Origin of the sequence: Methylacidiphilum kamchatkense Kam1 (assembly GCF_007475525.1) — a bacterium.
GTDB classification, from domain to species: Bacteria; Verrucomicrobiota; Verrucomicrobiia; order Methylacidiphilales; family Methylacidiphilaceae; genus Methylacidiphilum; species Methylacidiphilum kamchatkense.
In genome coordinates, this window is the sequence record NZ_CP037899.1 from 427,392 (window position 1) to 442,845 (window position 15,454).

The 15,454-nt window shown below is 42.2% G+C and carries 14 protein-coding genes; 10 read left to right on the top strand and 4 right to left on the bottom strand.

Going from position 1 to position 15,454, the window contains the following annotated elements; all coding sequences use genetic code 11:
* Positions 1 to 33: 33 nt before the first annotated feature.
* The 5 genes from kam1_RS01950 to kam1_RS01970 are packed head-to-tail and all read left to right on the top strand — an operon-like array spanning position 34 to position 4,717.
* The gene (locus kam1_RS01950) at positions 34 to 2,571 is read left to right on the top strand and encodes a M16 family metallopeptidase (RefSeq protein WP_039721339.1); all 2,538 of its coding nucleotides are present in this window, start codon (positions 34 to 36) and stop codon (positions 2,569 to 2,571) included.
* A 37-nt stretch (positions 2,572 to 2,608) separates the two neighbouring features.
* Positions 2,609 to 2,989: a DUF1844 domain-containing protein gene (locus kam1_RS01955; RefSeq protein ID WP_039721338.1), complete on the top strand. Its 381-nt coding sequence runs from the start codon at positions 2,609 to 2,611 to the stop codon at positions 2,987 to 2,989.
* Between the two features lie 30 nt (positions 2,990 to 3,019).
* Positions 3,020 to 4,015 carry a GTP 3',8-cyclase MoaA gene (gene moaA / locus kam1_RS01960; protein WP_235277155.1) on the top strand — a complete coding sequence of 332 codons (996 nt, stop codon included), beginning with the start codon at positions 3,020 to 3,022 and terminating at the stop codon, positions 4,013 to 4,015.
* A gap of 11 nt (positions 4,016 to 4,026) precedes the next feature.
* Positions 4,027 to 4,305 carry a MoaD/ThiS family protein gene (locus kam1_RS01965; protein WP_052250473.1) on the top strand — a complete coding sequence of 93 codons (279 nt, stop codon included), beginning with the start codon at positions 4,027 to 4,029 and terminating at the stop codon, positions 4,303 to 4,305.
* 4 nt (positions 4,306 to 4,309) lie between these two features.
* Positions 4,310 to 4,717, top strand: coding sequence for a molybdenum cofactor biosynthesis protein MoaE (locus kam1_RS01970; protein WP_039721393.1), 408 nt, complete (start codon positions 4,310 to 4,312; stop codon positions 4,715 to 4,717).
* A gap of 134 nt (positions 4,718 to 4,851) precedes the next feature.
* Here kam1_RS01970 and cysC read toward each other — a convergent pair whose 3' ends face one another.
* Together cysC and cysD are read right to left on the bottom strand one after the other, a co-directional pair.
* Entirely contained in the window at positions 4,852 to 6,768 is a 1,917-nt protein-coding gene (gene cysC / locus kam1_RS01975; RefSeq protein ID WP_052250467.1) for an adenylyl-sulfate kinase, read from the bottom strand.
* A 45-nt stretch (positions 6,769 to 6,813) separates the two neighbouring features.
* Positions 6,814 to 7,617 (bottom strand): sulfate adenylyltransferase subunit CysD, encoded by an 804-nt coding sequence (gene cysD, locus kam1_RS01980; protein ID WP_039721336.1) that lies wholly within the window; start codon positions 7,615 to 7,617, stop codon positions 6,814 to 6,816.
* A 69-nt stretch (positions 7,618 to 7,686) separates the two neighbouring features.
* On the opposite strand from cysD, the gene kam1_RS01985 reads away from it, so the two are divergent.
* Positions 7,687 to 8,415, top strand: a complete 729-nt coding sequence (locus kam1_RS01985; RefSeq protein WP_039721335.1) for a phosphoadenylyl-sulfate reductase — start codon at positions 7,687 to 7,689, stop codon at positions 8,413 to 8,415.
* Between the two features lie 16 nt (positions 8,416 to 8,431).
* On the opposite strand, the gene nifV is transcribed toward kam1_RS01985, so the two are convergent.
* Entirely contained in the window at positions 8,432 to 9,571 is a 1,140-nt protein-coding gene (gene nifV / locus kam1_RS01990; RefSeq protein ID WP_235277153.1) for a homocitrate synthase, read from the bottom strand.
* The gene (locus kam1_RS01995; protein WP_039721333.1) at positions 9,565 to 9,762 is read right to left on the bottom strand and encodes a hypothetical protein; all 198 of its coding nucleotides are present in this window, start codon (positions 9,760 to 9,762) and stop codon (positions 9,565 to 9,567) included. Before kam1_RS01995 ends, nifV begins: the two co-directional genes overlap by 7 nt.
* Positions 9,763 to 9,924: 162 nt before the next feature.
* On the opposite strand from kam1_RS01995, the gene nifH reads away from it, so the two are divergent.
* From nifH to nifE, 4 genes are all read left to right on the top strand, one after another.
* Entirely contained in the window at positions 9,925 to 10,818 is an 894-nt protein-coding gene (gene nifH, locus kam1_RS02000; RefSeq protein WP_039721391.1) for a nitrogenase iron protein, read from the top strand.
* A 112-nt stretch (positions 10,819 to 10,930) separates the two neighbouring features.
* On the top strand, positions 10,931 to 12,406 hold the full coding sequence (gene nifD, locus kam1_RS02005) for a nitrogenase molybdenum-iron protein alpha chain (RefSeq protein ID WP_039721332.1): 1,476 nt from the start codon (positions 10,931 to 10,933) through the stop codon (positions 12,404 to 12,406).
* 43 nt (positions 12,407 to 12,449) lie between these two features.
* Positions 12,450 to 14,030 carry a nitrogenase molybdenum-iron protein subunit beta gene (gene nifK, locus kam1_RS02010; protein WP_143958210.1) on the top strand — a complete coding sequence of 527 codons (1,581 nt, stop codon included), beginning with the start codon at positions 12,450 to 12,452 and terminating at the stop codon, positions 14,028 to 14,030.
* Between the two features lie 42 nt (positions 14,031 to 14,072).
* Positions 14,073 to 15,452: a nitrogenase iron-molybdenum cofactor biosynthesis protein NifE gene (nifE, locus tag kam1_RS02015; RefSeq protein WP_039721331.1), complete on the top strand. Its 1,380-nt coding sequence runs from the start codon at positions 14,073 to 14,075 to the stop codon at positions 15,450 to 15,452.
* Positions 15,453 to 15,454 lie beyond the last annotated feature (2 nt).

Here is a 15,454-nt window from a genome sequence, read left to right on the forward strand (position 1 = left end):
GTTATCTTTTTCTTTTTAGCGTTAGCCTAACTTATGCATTCTAAAGGATTGCTATCTTCTTTTTCACTTTTCCCAAAGATTTTCAAAGAAAATCTGCCCAATGGGCTGACAGTTCTTGTGGATTCGAATTATCAAGCGGAGGTGGTTTCCTTACAGTTTTGGTGTGCTACAGGCAGTATTCATGAAGGAAAATATATTGGTTCAGGGATATCTCATTTCCTGGAGCACCTTCTTTTCAAAGGAACAGCCCAAAGGGATGGGAAAAGAATTGTTTGGGATATGCAGGCGCTCGGTGGGCATCTTAACGCCTATACCTCCTACGACAGAACGGTTTATCATGTGGATCTTCCATCTTCTTGTTGGAAAGAGGCTTTGGAGATCCTTTCCGATCTCGTTTTTCATGCAGCCATTCCTCCTGATAGTTTTGAGGAAGAAAAAGAGGTGATACGCCGTGAGATTGCTATGGTTGAAGATGACCCTGATAGCTGCCTTTTCCAACTGGCTTTTGAAACAGCTTTTAGTTACCATCCTCTGAAGTATCCGATTATTGGTTTGCCGGGATTATTTGATCTGGTCGATAGGCAAGCTGTGCTCGATTACTATCAGAGCAGGTACGTTCCTCAGAATGTGTTCCTTGTGGTCTCTGGTGCGGTGAATCCAGAAGAGGTTTATAGTAAAGCAACAGAAATTCTTTCGAAAGAACCGATGAAATTTTGCCCGTTCATCGAGGTAGCAGATGAACCCCCTCAGCTTTCTAAGAGGTTTGCATCCAAAGAGATCGCAACAGAAATAGGCAGAATCTGTTTGCTGTTTCATGTCCCTGGATTGCATCATGATGATGCCCCAGCCTTACAGCTCTTTTCAACCTTCTTAGCGCAAACTCGCAGTTCGCTTTTACATCAAAAACTGGTGGAAAAGGAAGGAATTGCACAAGAAATTGATGCCTTTTTTCTTACAGGATCTACTATGGGAGTCTTTGGGATTGAGGCAAAATGCATCCCTGAAAATGTTGAAAAACTCAGTGAAAGGATTTTAGAAGAACTTCGTTCTTTTCCTAAAAGAGGCATTTCAGAAGAGGAATTTACTTTGTCTTTAAGGCAGCAATTTTCTCATTCGATTCGGGAGCTGCGTTCTGCAAATGCCAGAGCTGAAACCGTGGGAAGCGGATGGTTACTGTTCAGAGATCCTTTCTTTAAAGAGAATTTTTTACGAAGGCTTCAAGCCCTTGAAAAAGAGAAAATTCTAGAGTTAATTCCTCGCTATTTTCGTGAGGAAAACCTGAGCCATGTCCAACTCATACCTAAAAAGGAAAAACCGCATGTTTTTTCCCCTATTTCTAACAAACCAACTGTAAACCATTTTGAGCTCTCAAATGGTATCCAGCTTATTTATCGTTCCAATGAACTGCCCCTCCAATATTTTCGCGCCACTTTTGATGGGGGACCCTTGTGGGAACCTCCGGAAAAATCAGGCATTTCAAAGCTTGCGGCAGCTATCCTTCTTAAAGGAACACGCAAAAGATCAGCTGAAGACCTAGCCAAAGGGATCGAGTTTCTTGGAGGAACTTATGGAGCTGATTCGGGAAACAACACTGCTGGAGTGTATCTTGAAAGCATGAGTGAGGCATGGGAAAGTTCTTTCGATCTTTTTTCTGAAATAATACATGAGCCGGCATGTCTTGAAGCAGAATTAGAAATTGAAAAGAGAAAACAGATTCATCAAATTCGCCTTCAGATGGATGATCCTGTTCATATTCTTCAATCTCTTCTCCGAAAGACACTTTGGCAAGGCCATCCTTATGAACGTGACCCGTTAGGAACGGAAGCTTCGATTAGGGAGATAACAGTAGACGACCTCCGAAATTTTATTCTGTCTGTTTTTCAAACAGGAAGAATGGTTTTGGGTATTGGAGGGCCTGTTGCCCCTGAACAATGGCTAAATCGAATCGAATCTTCCTTTGTTTCTTTCCCTGCTAAAAGCCTCCCCTCGAGCTTGGAATTTCCTGTCTTTCCATTAGAAAAGCCCCTAAGGGTTGAACAAAGAATTCCTGGAAAAGAACAGGCGGTTGTAGGGATTTCTTTTAGAACCAAGCCTATAGCGGATCCTGACCAAATTCCTCTGGAAGTTATATCGGAAATCCTCTCAGATTTGGGATCAAGGCTCTTTATAAAGGTAAGGGAAGAAAAAGGACTTGCGTATTTTGTATTTCCAACGCGTTTTCTTGGATGGAAGGGAGGGGCCTTTTCTATCATCGCCGGCACCGATCCTAAGTTTAAGGAGGAAGTTGAAAAAATTATTTTTAATGTGCTTGAAGACATTTGTCAGCATGGGTTTTTAGAGGAAGAACTTCAGAGAGCCAAGGCAAAACTTTTAAGTGAAGAAAAAATCGCTTCTCAATATCCTTCCTCTTATATTGCCCGTTCTACCATTGATGCTCTTCTTGGACTTGGTTGGGACTACGAAGAGAAGAAGATCAAAAAAATTGAACAAATCTCTCTAGAAGAGATAAATGAGACTGCTCGGAGGATATTTTCTCTAACCGGTTATGTAATCGGTATTGTGTATCCTTAATTTTTGCTTATTTGTTAGCTGAACATGGAGGATGACAATGGCTAATAGCGGATATTCTGGATATACTCCTGAAGAGATAACGCGGCATTTTTTAGCTCTTGTTATGATGAAATATCATGAAGCTCTTTTTTTGCTTGGGCTTATAAAAGCTCCCGGCCATGAGCTCCAATCACCAAAATTAGAAGAAGCGGCTGAAGTGATCGATCAACTCGAAGCCTTAAAAATAAAGACTCAAGGGAACCTCTCTTTGGAAGAGCGCCAGACTTTAGATGGACTACTGACTGAACTAAGACTCTCTTATCTAAAAATAGCTAAAGACTGGGAAAAGAAAAAAGAAGAGCCTGAAACTGAAAAGAAAATAGAAAAACCACTTGAAACAGATCCAGAAAAGAGGAGGTTTTTTAAAAGCTACGGATAAGGAAATTTCTTAATTATGCTTAGGGAAAATGTGGAGTCAAATTTTTTTCAAGATCTTCAGGGATCGGCAAAGGTTCATTACTTGCGAATTTCTGTTACTGATCGGTGTAACGAGCGGTGTGTTTACTGTTTCCCACAAGATCTAGGGTTTTTATCCAAAAAAGAAAATATTCTTTCCTTTGAGGAAATTTATTGGACGATTTTTTATGGCGCTTTAAGGCATGGGTTTAAAGATTTCAGAATTACTGGAGGAGAGCCACTGGTTAGAAAAGGAACGGTATCTTTTATTGAGCAATTGACCAAAATCTCTAAAGTTCGTTCTGTTCGGCTTTCTACGAATGGAACCTTGCTTGGTCTCTATGCCCGAAAGCTGAAAGAAGCAAATATAGCAGGTGTGAACGTTAGTTTGGACTGTCTTAATCCTTCTCTGTACAAAAAGATCACTGGTGGAGATATTACCCCTGTATTGGAAGGCATCGATGAATGCCAAAAGGTGGGTATTGAATCAGTCAAGATCAATACGGTCCTTCTTCGAGGTATCAACGAAGGAGAGATTTTGCCTTTGATCGAATGGGCTTCGGAAAAAAAACTAGTTATTCGGTTTATTGAATTAATGCCTATAAGTTATACGGGTAAGATTTCTAAAGAAAATTTTCTCTCCGTAGCGGAATTAAAAAAACGTTTAGAGAAACTAGACGACTTAGAGCCATTAGAATATAAACTAGGACAAGGGCCGGCAAAATACTTCCGGATGAAAAACCGTAATGCCATTGTAGGTTTTATTGGAGCGATCTCTGATTTTCATTTTTGTGATAACTGTAATAAGATGCGTCTGACAAGCGATGGCTTTATAAGGCCTTGTCTGGGAAATCACCTTGAGATAGACATAAAGCCTTTTTTAAGGCCCTCTATTGATCCTTTCAAAATATATAAAGCTTTCGAATTGGCTTTGCAGAGGAAGCCTCCCGAACATTCCTTTAGAGATAACTATAATCCTGGAAGAGTTATGACGTCGATTGGAGGTTGAAAGTTCGGTCTATGGAAAAAGAGACTAGAGTAGCCAAAGAACCTATTGGAACGGAAGCCATAAGAATATTGGCTTTTGCTCAGGCTAAAGAGCTGCTTGGATTTACAGAAAAAATGCTTTTTGTGGATAGGTCGAAAACCCCCAGGGAAATTATCATAGGGATAGAACCGACTTTTTTTGAAAAAATCCATGGGGCTCGCGTAGCCATTGATCAACGTTATGCATCATGGGATCAGCCGATAGAAGAGGCAGAAGAAATGGCTATTATTCCTCCTGTAAGCGGTGGGTAACCATATGAAAATTGAGATTGAAATGACCGATGAACCACTTAATATAGCTCCACTGCGCTTGCCTTTGAGTGGAGAAAGCGGAGCTGTTGTAGAGTTTTGGGGATTGGTCAGAAGTATGGAAGGAGGCCAAAAGATAGCTGCTCTTCATTATGAAGCTTACATAACAATGGCAAAACGCCTTCTTTATGAAATCGCTCAAGAACTTTTGAAAAAATACCCCTGCCAACGACTTGAAGTTTGTCATAGGATCGGACCTGTTGCTGTTGGAGAGCCTTCAGTTTTTTTAAGGATCTATAGCATGCATCGCTCGGAGGCCTTTCAACTAGCGCAAGAATTCATGAACAGATTAAAATCGGATGTACCCATTTGGAAACGCCCCCTGTTAGCTGAAAAAGAAAAGCCTTCTAAATAGGATAAGGCTTGGCTGCTCTGTGTTTTTCTTACTTTTCCACGAATATAGAATGGAGCCTTGTAGCCTTCTTTAGCTCTTTCATCTTGCCAAATTCGAAGAGGAGAGCGCTGTCTTCTGCTTTTGTTATAAAGCATTTAAATTTCTGCAGCAGGGTCCTCCAACAGGCCCAGTTCCCTTTCTTTATCTGGAGATATACGAACGAGAGGCACGATAAAATCCAGCAATTTCTCAAGACAGGTTTCAATCGATTCCTGTGCGGTCAAAAGATGCAGATCACAGTTGCTAGGAGGTTCATAAGGAGAATCAAGCCCCGTCATCTTGGGAATTTCTCCTTTGCTTGCTTTGAGATAAAGAAATTTAGGATCCCGTGATTTACAAATTTCAATTGGTGCATCGACATAGATCTCTTTGAAAAGGATGCCATCTTTTTCACAGATCGATCGGGCGTTTTTCCTGTCTTCCTCAAAAGGAGAAATTAGTGCGACAATGACAACAAGGCCAGATTTAGCAAGGGTTTTTGCTGTCTCAGCAGCTCGACGAATATTTTCTTTGCGATCTTGTGCATCGAAACCTAAATCCTTGCTAAGACCCCCTCGAAGCTCGTCTCCATCGATAACATAAGCAAGAATACCTCTGTGGAACAGTATCTGTTCAAGCCGGTTGGAAAGGGTCGTTTTGCCTGAACCCGAAAGACCGGTCATCCAAAAAACCCCGCTACGATGTCCCAAAAATTTAGCCCTTTGTGCGGCACTAATTCGTGATCTTCCTTTGATTTCATGCACAGGTTTGCTTGGCAAAGCCTTGAGGATGATGCCACCACCAGCAATTCTATTTTGGTCAGCGAATACAAACCGACCAGTCGTCTGGACATTTTCAAACAAATCACAGGCGATGGGGGCTGAGGTGCGAAAAATCACCTCGGCGGTCTCATTTTTCTTAACTTCCATGGGTACGGGTTGTAGGTCCTCTAAGGTCATAGCATCAATAACCCGCTGGATTTGCAATACTCTGGCTATACCTTGTTGAGTGGCAAGTCGGAAAGTATACGGTGCACCAAGGACAAGAGGCTGATCTCCTAGCCAGAATATTCTTGCAAAAAAATCAGTAGCGACTATGGGAGGGGTGTTTTCATGAGCGATGATTTCACCTCTTTCTACGAAAATTTCTTCCTCCAGTTGAATAGCTGTGGATTTGCCAGCTAAGACTACCTGAGGGGAACTCTCGGGAGGCCAATGGTGTATTGCCTTGACTTTGCTCTTTTTCCCAGAAGGATAAAATGTAATTAACTCTCCGCACTGCAACTTTCCTGATTCGATTCTGCCAGCTAAAAGCCTGCGTTCATCAAATCTGAAAACATCCTGGATAGGAAAGCGAAGAGGCGAATTCTCTGGAGAAGCCGAAATATCTAATCCTAGTAAGGTTTCGAGTAGGGGTTTGCCTTCATACCAAGATAAGTGCATCGAACGTTCGATTATGTTTTCTCCAGATTTTGCCGAAAGTGGAATGACAAAGTTGCAAGGTAATTCTAACTTCTCAAGAAGTTGAGTACATTCGTTGTGGAGAATTTTGTATGCTTGAGGGCTGTAATGAACAAGATCGAATTTATTGAGTGCCACCACTATCTGTTTTATTCCGAGAAGCGCAAGGAGCATGGCGTGCCTTTTTGTCTGTTCTCCAATGCCAACAGAAGAATCGATGACGAGAACGGCAGCATCAGCTTTTGTTGCTCCACTAATCATATTTTTTAGAAATTCCAAATGCCCAGGAGCATCAATAATTCTAAATCTTCGCTGCCCATAAAAGAAGTTTACTTCGGTGACATCGATGGTAATGTTTTGGGTTCTTTCTTCTAATAGAGAATCCAAAAGAAAGGCATATTCGAACTCGATTCTGTTCTTTTGGCAATATGCAATGGCTGCTTCTTTTTTTTCTTTAGGAACGCTATCAGTATCCCACAGAATTCTACCGATCAATGTCGATTTGCCATGATCGACATGACCAGCAAAAACAATGTTAAAGGTTTTAGTCCCTAAAGGTAAATGGTTATTCATTGTTTTGTCTCGTAGCTCAGTTGAGAATCGAATCGCTTTTAAGAATTAAAGAAATCCTTTGGCTCGGAGTTTTTGCATCGCATTGGGCTCAGCATGATCTTGGGCCCTGCCTGCTCTTTCCGAAGTCTTTGTATGATAAAGTTCTTCTATGATTTCATCAATGGTTGAGGCATTGCTTGGTACTGGATGCGTGATGGGCCAACAACCTAAGGAACGATACCGTTTCCCATTTTTTGAAAAATAGAGGGAGGGAATAGGGATGTTTTCCCGTTTAATATAAAGCCAGATATCGAGTTCTGTCCAATCAAGGAGGGGCTGTATTCTGACGTGGCCATTATTAGGAAGAGTAGCCAAAAACAGATTCCAAAATTCGGGCGGTTGGTTTTTGTATTCCCATTCCATAGATTGGTTTCTAGGGGAAAAGTATCTTTCTTTAGCCCGAACGCCGTCTTCGTCTCTTCGTATGCCCGTAATTAAACCATCCCACTTGTATTCTTCCAAAGCCTGCTTGAGAGCCACCGTTTTCAGCTCGTGGGTGACTGTAACAGGATCATGCGTCTTATAGCTAATGCCTCGCTCAATGGCTTCTTGGTTAATTTTAACAATCAATTCAAAGCCATAATATTCTTTTGCCCAAGAACGAAATTCGAGCATTTGAGGAAATTCGTAAGTCGTATCAATATGAATAACCGGGAAAGGAATATGCCCGCAAAAGGCTTTCTTGGCTAGCCAAAGGAGCACGTTTGAATCCTTCCCCATTGACCAGAGCATAGCTAGATTTTTAAAAGCATATCGAGCTTCTCGAAAAATAAAAATACTTTGAGATTCTAAGTTGTCTAAATTCTGCATATTCTATAGAGTGAATATAGTTTTATTTGAATCTTTTGTTTTTACAACTATTTTTTTTCAACAACCGAAATGAAAGCAATGAAAAAAGAATTGTTCGATTCCTTACAGGACTATAACCGGCTTTTGGAAAAAAAAGATGCCTTGGAGCGGATTAGTTGGGCGCTCGATTTTTTCAAAAGAAAAGTGATCTTAAGCTCGAGTTTTGGAGCTCAATCGGTTGTGACACTCAAGCTGGTTCTTTCTGTCTGGCCAGAAATTCCTGTTGTAGTGATCGATACGGGCTATCTTTTCCCAGAAACTTACCGCTACATTGATAGGCTAGTGGAAGAATTGAAAATCAATCTAAAAGTATATAGGCCCGCTCTTTCTCCTGCTTGGTTTGAAGCACGCTACGGAAAACTCTGGGAGCAAGGCAAAGAGGGCATAGAAAAGTATAATCAGATAATGAAAGTTGAGCCTATGATCCGTTCTTTGGAAGAACTTGATGCCGATTGTTGGATTTCTGGTTTGCGCAGGGAACAATCTTCGACCAGAAAAAACATCCCTATTTTAACCTGGCATTGGGATCGGGCAAAGCTGCATCCCATTGCCGATTGGACAACGGAGAAAGTCAACGAGTTTATCTATAAGAATAAACTGCCGATGCATCCGCTGGCTTTCGAGGGGTATGTTTCCATAGGGGATATTCATACGACAAGCAAACTTGAAGAAGGGATGATTCCAGAGCAAACCCGATTTTTTGGCATCAAAAGAGAATGCGGCCTCCATGAGGCAAAGGAAACTTTCCAAGGGCGCTAGATAATTGGTGAGGAGGTTAACAGCTTTTTTTAATGGTGCCAGATGCAGGTAAGGCCGTTGGAGTATCGACAAATCCTATTAGTTCTTCTTTTGAAGGAGTTCTTTTGTTGTTGATTGCAAAATCCCTAATCTGATCCAATATTCTCCGGGCCTGTTCTTCTGATAAAAGAATTCCCAGTTTTTCGTAGGTCCAAAGAACGGATTTTCTTCCTGAATGTTTCCCAAGAATAAACCGATGCTTGCGGCCTACAATAGTCGGATTGAAGGGTTCATAATTCCTTGGGTTTTTGAGAATTCCATCGACATGAATGCCTGATTCATGCAGAAAAATGTCTTTCCCTAGGATACTCTTCCAACGAGGAATTTTCCTTCCACTGAACCGAGCAACTAAGAAACACAAGGAAAAAAGTGCCTTTAGATCTATGCCGCTATCTACATTTTCACGAATAGAAAGGAAAAAGGCGACTTCTTCAAGCGATCCATTCCCTGCTCTTTCTCCAAGACCGCAAACGGTAAGGCTAAGAGAATCGACACCAGCATGCCAGGCAGCTATCGAATTGGCTGTAGCCATGCCAAAATCATCATGTCCATGGAATTCCAAAAGCATGGGAGTGATTTTTTTTAACTTGGAAATGATTTTGTATGTTAGAATAGGATCGAGAATACCAACAGTATCAGCATAGCGAAATCGAAAGGCCCCGCTTTGTTGAGCAACTTCAATGGCCTCCATTAAAAAATGTTCATCAGCTCGGGAAGCATCTTCTCCTCCCACGGCCACTTCAAGGCCCATATCCTTGGCTTTCGATACATATTTTTTTATTTTTTCTAGCACAGAGGATCGGGTCGTCTTGAGTTTTGTTGCAATCTGAATGTCAGAAAGGGGTATGGAGAGGTTGACAGTAGTTGTTCCAGAGTGCTTGACTGCTTTTAAATCTTCCTCCGTCATTCTTCCCCATGCAAGGATCCGAGCAGAAAGTCCAAGGGAAAGAATTTTATCGAAGGCTTCCATTTCTACTTTTCCGATCGATGGGGTGCCTGCTTCAATTTCTCTGAGGCCACATTGCGCTAACCGTTTAGCAATCAGAGCCTTTTGATTGGGACTGAAGGCAACTCCTGGAGTTTGCTCTCCGTCTCGTAAGGTTGTGTCAGCTAACAAAATCTTTTTGCTTGTCCCCACGGATAGCTAGAAGCAGAAAGTATGCCATTGGATTTCTCCAGTTTGATTATTAAGACATCCAATAATGTAAAGAATTCGACAAAATATTTTTCTTTTGTCTTTTTTTCAACAGCCAATCCGATGTGTGTCGAACGCTCGGTAGGAGGGACTACTTCCTTATCTTTTCCCATGAATGAGAAGAATAGAGCCTAAAATTTTTGCTTGTTGACTAGAGAACCATAGAGATGGGCAAAGGATGCTTTTATATCGGTTCTACATGTTGGCATAGATGCTGCTCGTAGTAGGAAAACGGCGGTTGCCTGCCAAAAAAACAAAAAAAAAAGGAGGTACAAGTGAGTGGATTAAGGCAGATTGCTTTTTATGGTAAGGGAGGTATCGGAAAATCAACGACTTCTCAGAATACACTAGCGGCGTTAGCCGAGATGGGGCAGCGGATCCTGATTGTCGGATGCGATCCAAAAGCAGACTCTACGAGATTGATTCTACATTCCAAAGCTCAGGATACCATTCTCCATTTGGCGGCTCAAGCTGGAAGTGTGGAAGACTTGGAAATAGAAGATGTAATGAAAATTGGTTACCGGAACATACGATGCGTCGAATCTGGCGGTCCTGAGCCCGGAGTGGGATGTGCGGGTCGAGGTGTCATCACCTCGATTAATTTCCTAGAAGAAAATGGGGCTTATGAGGATATCGATTATGTGTCGTATGATGTTCTTGGGGATGTCGTCTGTGGGGGATTTGCCATGCCTATTAGAGAAAACAAAGCTCAGGAAATTTATATTGTTATGTCTGGAGAAATGATGGCGATGTATGCGGCAAACAATATCTGCAAAGGAATATTAAAATACGCCAATTCAGGTGGGGTAAGACTGGGTGGATTGATTTGTAACGAAAGGAAGACCGATAGGGAATATGACTTGGCTGATGCATTAGCAAAAAGACTTGGCTCAAAGCTGATCCACTTTGTTCCTAGAGATAATGTCGTCCAGCATGCGGAGTTACGAAGGATGACCGTAATCGAATATGCTCCTGATTGTAAGCAAGCAGACGAATATCGGGCTTTAGCTAAAAAAATCCATGAAAACGCAGGGAAAGGAGTAATCCCCAAGCCGGTGACGATGGATGAACTGGAGGATCTGCTAATGGAGTTTGGGATTATGAAAAAAGAGGACGAAAGCTTGATTGGAAAAGCCAAAGTGGAAGAGGAAGCTGCCGTTTGTGTTTGATTGCGACTATGGAAAGTCGAACCCCTCCTTTCTAGAATGTGAGGGGTTCGATGGACCTTATATAGAACAGCTCATTAGAGAGAGCTAAAAACAGACCAAAAGGAGTAGATCTATGAGTTTGACAATAGAAAACGCACAACCAGTGAATGTTAAGGAAAGGAACAAAGCGCTTATCAAAGAGGTGTTGCAAGTCTACCCAGAGAAGGCGGCAAAAAAAAGAGAAAAGCACTTAAATCTTTATGAAGCTGGGAAGACCGATTGTGGCGTAAAATCCAATATTAAATCGCTACCTGGGGTAATGACCATCAGAGGATGTGCTTATGCTGGATCCAAAGGGGTGGTCTGGGGACCAATAAAAGATATGATCCATATTAGCCATGGACCGGTGGGTTGTGGGCAATATTCATGGGCTTCACGTCGGAATTATTATATCGGCACAACAGGCATAGATACCTTTGTGACCATGCAGTTTACGACAGATTTCCAAGAAAGGGACATTGTCTTTGGAGGAGATAAGAAGTTAGCAAAGGCTCTGGAAGAACTGCAGGAACTCTTTCCTTTAAACAAAGGTATTACCATTCAGTCGGAATGTCCTATTGGACTGATTGGAGATGATATTGAGGCTGTGGCCAAAGCTAAAAGTAAAGATTTCGGTGGCAAGACAATTGTACCAGTACGGTGTGAAGGTTTTAGAGGGGTTTCGCAATCTTTGGGTCACCATATAGCCAATGATAGCATCAGGGATTGGGTGCTAGAAAAAATGGCCGGCAAAAAAGAAGAGTTTGTTTCTACTCCTTATGATGTTGCTATTATCGGTGATTATAACATTGGTGGGGATGCTTGGACCTCACGCATCCTTCTTGAAGAAATGGGCTTACGCGTTGTGGCTCAATGGTCAGGAGATGGTAGCTTAAAAGAGCTTGAGAGAACCCCTAAAGTCAAACTCAATATCTTACACTGTTATCGCTCAATGAATTACATCAGTCGGTACATGGAAGAGAAATTTGGGATTCCATGGGTAGAATACAACTTCTTTGGACCAACAAAGATAGCCGAATCGCTGCGGAAGATTGCGAGCTTTTTTGACGATAAAATTAAAGAAGGGGCCGAAAAGGTCATTGCTAAGTATCAACCAATGGTCGATGCGGTCATTGCTAAATACAGACCTAGGTTAGAAGGTAAAAAAGTAATGCTCTTTGTGGGAGGCTTAAGGCCCAGGCATGTCATTGGAGCTTACGAAGATTTGGGAATGGAAGTCATTGGAACTGGCTATGAGTTTGGCCATAACGATGATTATCAGCGGACGACACATTATGTGAAGGATGGCACCCTTATTTATGATGATGTGACAGGCTTCGAATTTGAAAAGTTTGTTGAAGCCCTACAGCCTGATCTAGTGGGTTCGGGAATCAAAGAAAAATATGTTTTCCAAAAGATGGGCTTTCCTTTTCGCCAGATGCATTCGTGGGATTATTCTGGGCCGTATCATGGGTATGATGGCTTTGCGATATTTGCTAGGGACATGGACATGGCAATCAATAGTCCGGTGTGGAAAATGACTGCTGCGCCTTGGAAAACAACGAAATGAAGCTTCCGATTCAGTCTAAAGCTTAACAATAAAGGAGAGGATTATGGAAACGACAGAAAAGACAAAAAGCCAAAATGCCGACAATGTGCTCGATCATTTTAATCTGTTTAGACAACCCCAGTACTTACAGATGTTCGAAAAGAAAAAGTGTGAGTTTGAAAATCCCGTACCTGCTGAAGAGGTTGAAAAAATCAGGGAATGGACAAAAAGCTGGGAGTACAGAGAAAAAAATTTCGCTCGAGAAGCCATATCCATAAATCCTTCCAAAGCCTGCCAACCCCTGGGAGCTATCTTTGCGGCAGTAGGATTTGAAGGAACCCTGCCCTTTGTTCATGGCTCCCAGGGCTGTGTGGCTTATTTTCGAAGCCATTTTAGCCGGCATTTTAAAGAACCCTCCAGCTGTGTTTCCTCTTCTATGACTGAAGATGCGGCAGTCTTTGGTGGACTTAACAACATGATTGATGGGCTAGCGAATTCTTTTTCTTTATACAAACCAAAAATGATCGCTGTCTCCACTACTTGCATGGCTGAAGTGATTGGCGATGATCTCAATGCCTTTATAAAAAATGCAAGGGATAAAGGCAGCATTCCTCAAGACTTTGACGTTCCTTTCGCCCATACTCCATCCTTTGTTGGAAGCCATATTACAGGCTACGACAATATGATGAAAGGGATACTGAGCTATTTTTGGGATGGTAAAGCGGGAACGGTGCCACCACTAGAAAGAAAGCCTGTGGATCGAATCAATATTATTGGAGGTTTTGACCCTTATACGGTAGGCAATATGAGGGAATTAAAAAGACTACTTAGTTTGATGGGGGTTAACTATTTGATTCTTTCTGATAATAGCGATGTTTGGGATACCCCAACCGATGGGACATTCCGAATGTATGATGGTGGAACGAAACTCGCTGAGATTTCTGATGCGATTCATTCAAAAGCTACGGTTTCCATCCAAGGATTTTGCACAGAAAAAACCATCTCTTACATAAACGAGAAGGGCCAACAAACTGTTGTCTTCCATTGCCCAATAGGAGTGCGGGCGACCGATGCATTCCTTATGGAAATCAGTAAGTTGACCGGAAAGCCTATCCCTGAAGAACTTGAAAAAGAACGGGGAAGGCTTGTCGATGCCATCGCAGATTCCAATGCCCATATTCATGGGAAGCGCTTTGCTCTGTTTGGAGATCCGGATATGACCCTTGGTCTTACTGGTTTTCTTTTGGAACTAGGAGCCGAACCAATTCATGTCTTATGTACCAATGGGGGGAAAGAATGGGAAGAAAAAGCTAAAGCTCTTCTAGAGGCTTCTCCTTTTGGCAAAAACTGCAATGTTTATGCTGGCAAAGACCTGTGGCATATGCGTTCACTGCTCTTTACAGAGCCTGTGGATTTTTTAATCGGTAACACGTATGCTAAATATCTCGAAAGGGATACGGGCACCCCCTTGATTCGTATTGGATTTCCTATTTTTGATAGGCATCATCATCATCGCTATCCGATATGGGGCTATCAGGGTGGATTGAATGTTCTGGTGTGGATCTTGGATAAGATCTTTGATGAGATGGATAAAAACACAATCGTTCCTGCAAAATCAGATTATAGCTATGACATAATACGATAAGGATTTCGAATAAAAGGAAAGGCTGCCAAGGAGGCTAGTACAATGACGACGCTATCGGCAAAAATCCAGGAGGTGTTTCAAGAGCCAGCCTGCCAGAAAAACCGTTCCAAATCAGATAAGGAACGGAAAAAAGGCTGTACCAAGATCTTACAGCCTGGTGCTGCAGCAGGAGGCTGTGCCTTTGATGGAGCCAAAATCGCCTTGCAGCCTATAACCGATGTCGTTCATCTTGTGCATGGACCAATAGCCTGCGAAGGAAACTCTTGGGATAACCGAGGGTCCAAGTCCTCCGGCTCCAAGCTTTACCGTTTGGGTTTTACGACAGATATAAACGAAATGGATGTTATTTATGGCGGAGAAAAGAGGCTTTTCAAAGCCATAAAGGAAGTGGTGGAAAAGTACAGACCTCCAGCCGTTTTCGTTTATAACACCTGTATTCCTGCCTTGATTGGCGATGATTTAGAAGCCGTATGCAAGGCAGCCAAAGAGAAATTTGGGATCCCTGTTGTTCCGATTCAATCTCCTGGATTTGCTGGTAGTAAAAACCTTGGTAACAAGTTAGCCGGCGAAGCGTTGTTGGACTACGTTATTGGCACAGAAGAACCAGAAGTGACTACGCCGTATGATATCAACATCATTGGCGAATATAATTTAGCGGGGGAATTGTGGCAGGTAAAACCGCTTTTCGACCGGCTTGGTATACGGATTGCTGCCTGTATATCAGGAGATAGTCGATACAAAGAAATAGCCAGTTGTCATAGGGCCAGAGCAGCGATGCTTGTCTGCTCGAAGGCGATGATCAATATCGCCAGAAAAATGGAAGAGCGCTATGGGATACCTTTTTTTGAAGGATCTTTTTATGGAATCTCCGATATGAGTGAGGCTTTAAGAAACATTGCTATGCTTCTTGTCCAAAGGGGAGCAGAGGAAGAACTATTGGCGAAAACAGAAATTCTGATCAGACACGAGGAACAGAAAGCTTGGAAAAAGTTGGAAACATACAAAAAAAGGTTATCTGGCAAAAGGGTTTTATTGATCACTGGAGGAGTGAAATCTTGGTCTGTTGTTTCGGCTTTGCAAGAAGTAGGGATGGTGGTGGTAGGGACTAGTGTTAAAAAGTCAACGGAAGAAGATAAACAAAGGATTAAAAAAATCATGGGAGAAGAAGCTCACATGATCGAAGAGATGACGCCTAAGGAGATGTATAAGATGCTTAAGGATGCTCAGGCTGACATTTTGTTATCCGGAGGCCGCTCTCAGTTTGTTGCATTAAAGGCGAAGGTTCCTTGGCTAGATATTAATCAGGAAAGACATCATGCCTATGCTGGGTATGAAGGAATGGTCAATTTGGTAGATCAGATTGATAGGACTTTAAATAATCCTATGTGGAATGAGGTAAGAACTCCTGCTCCATGGGACTAACC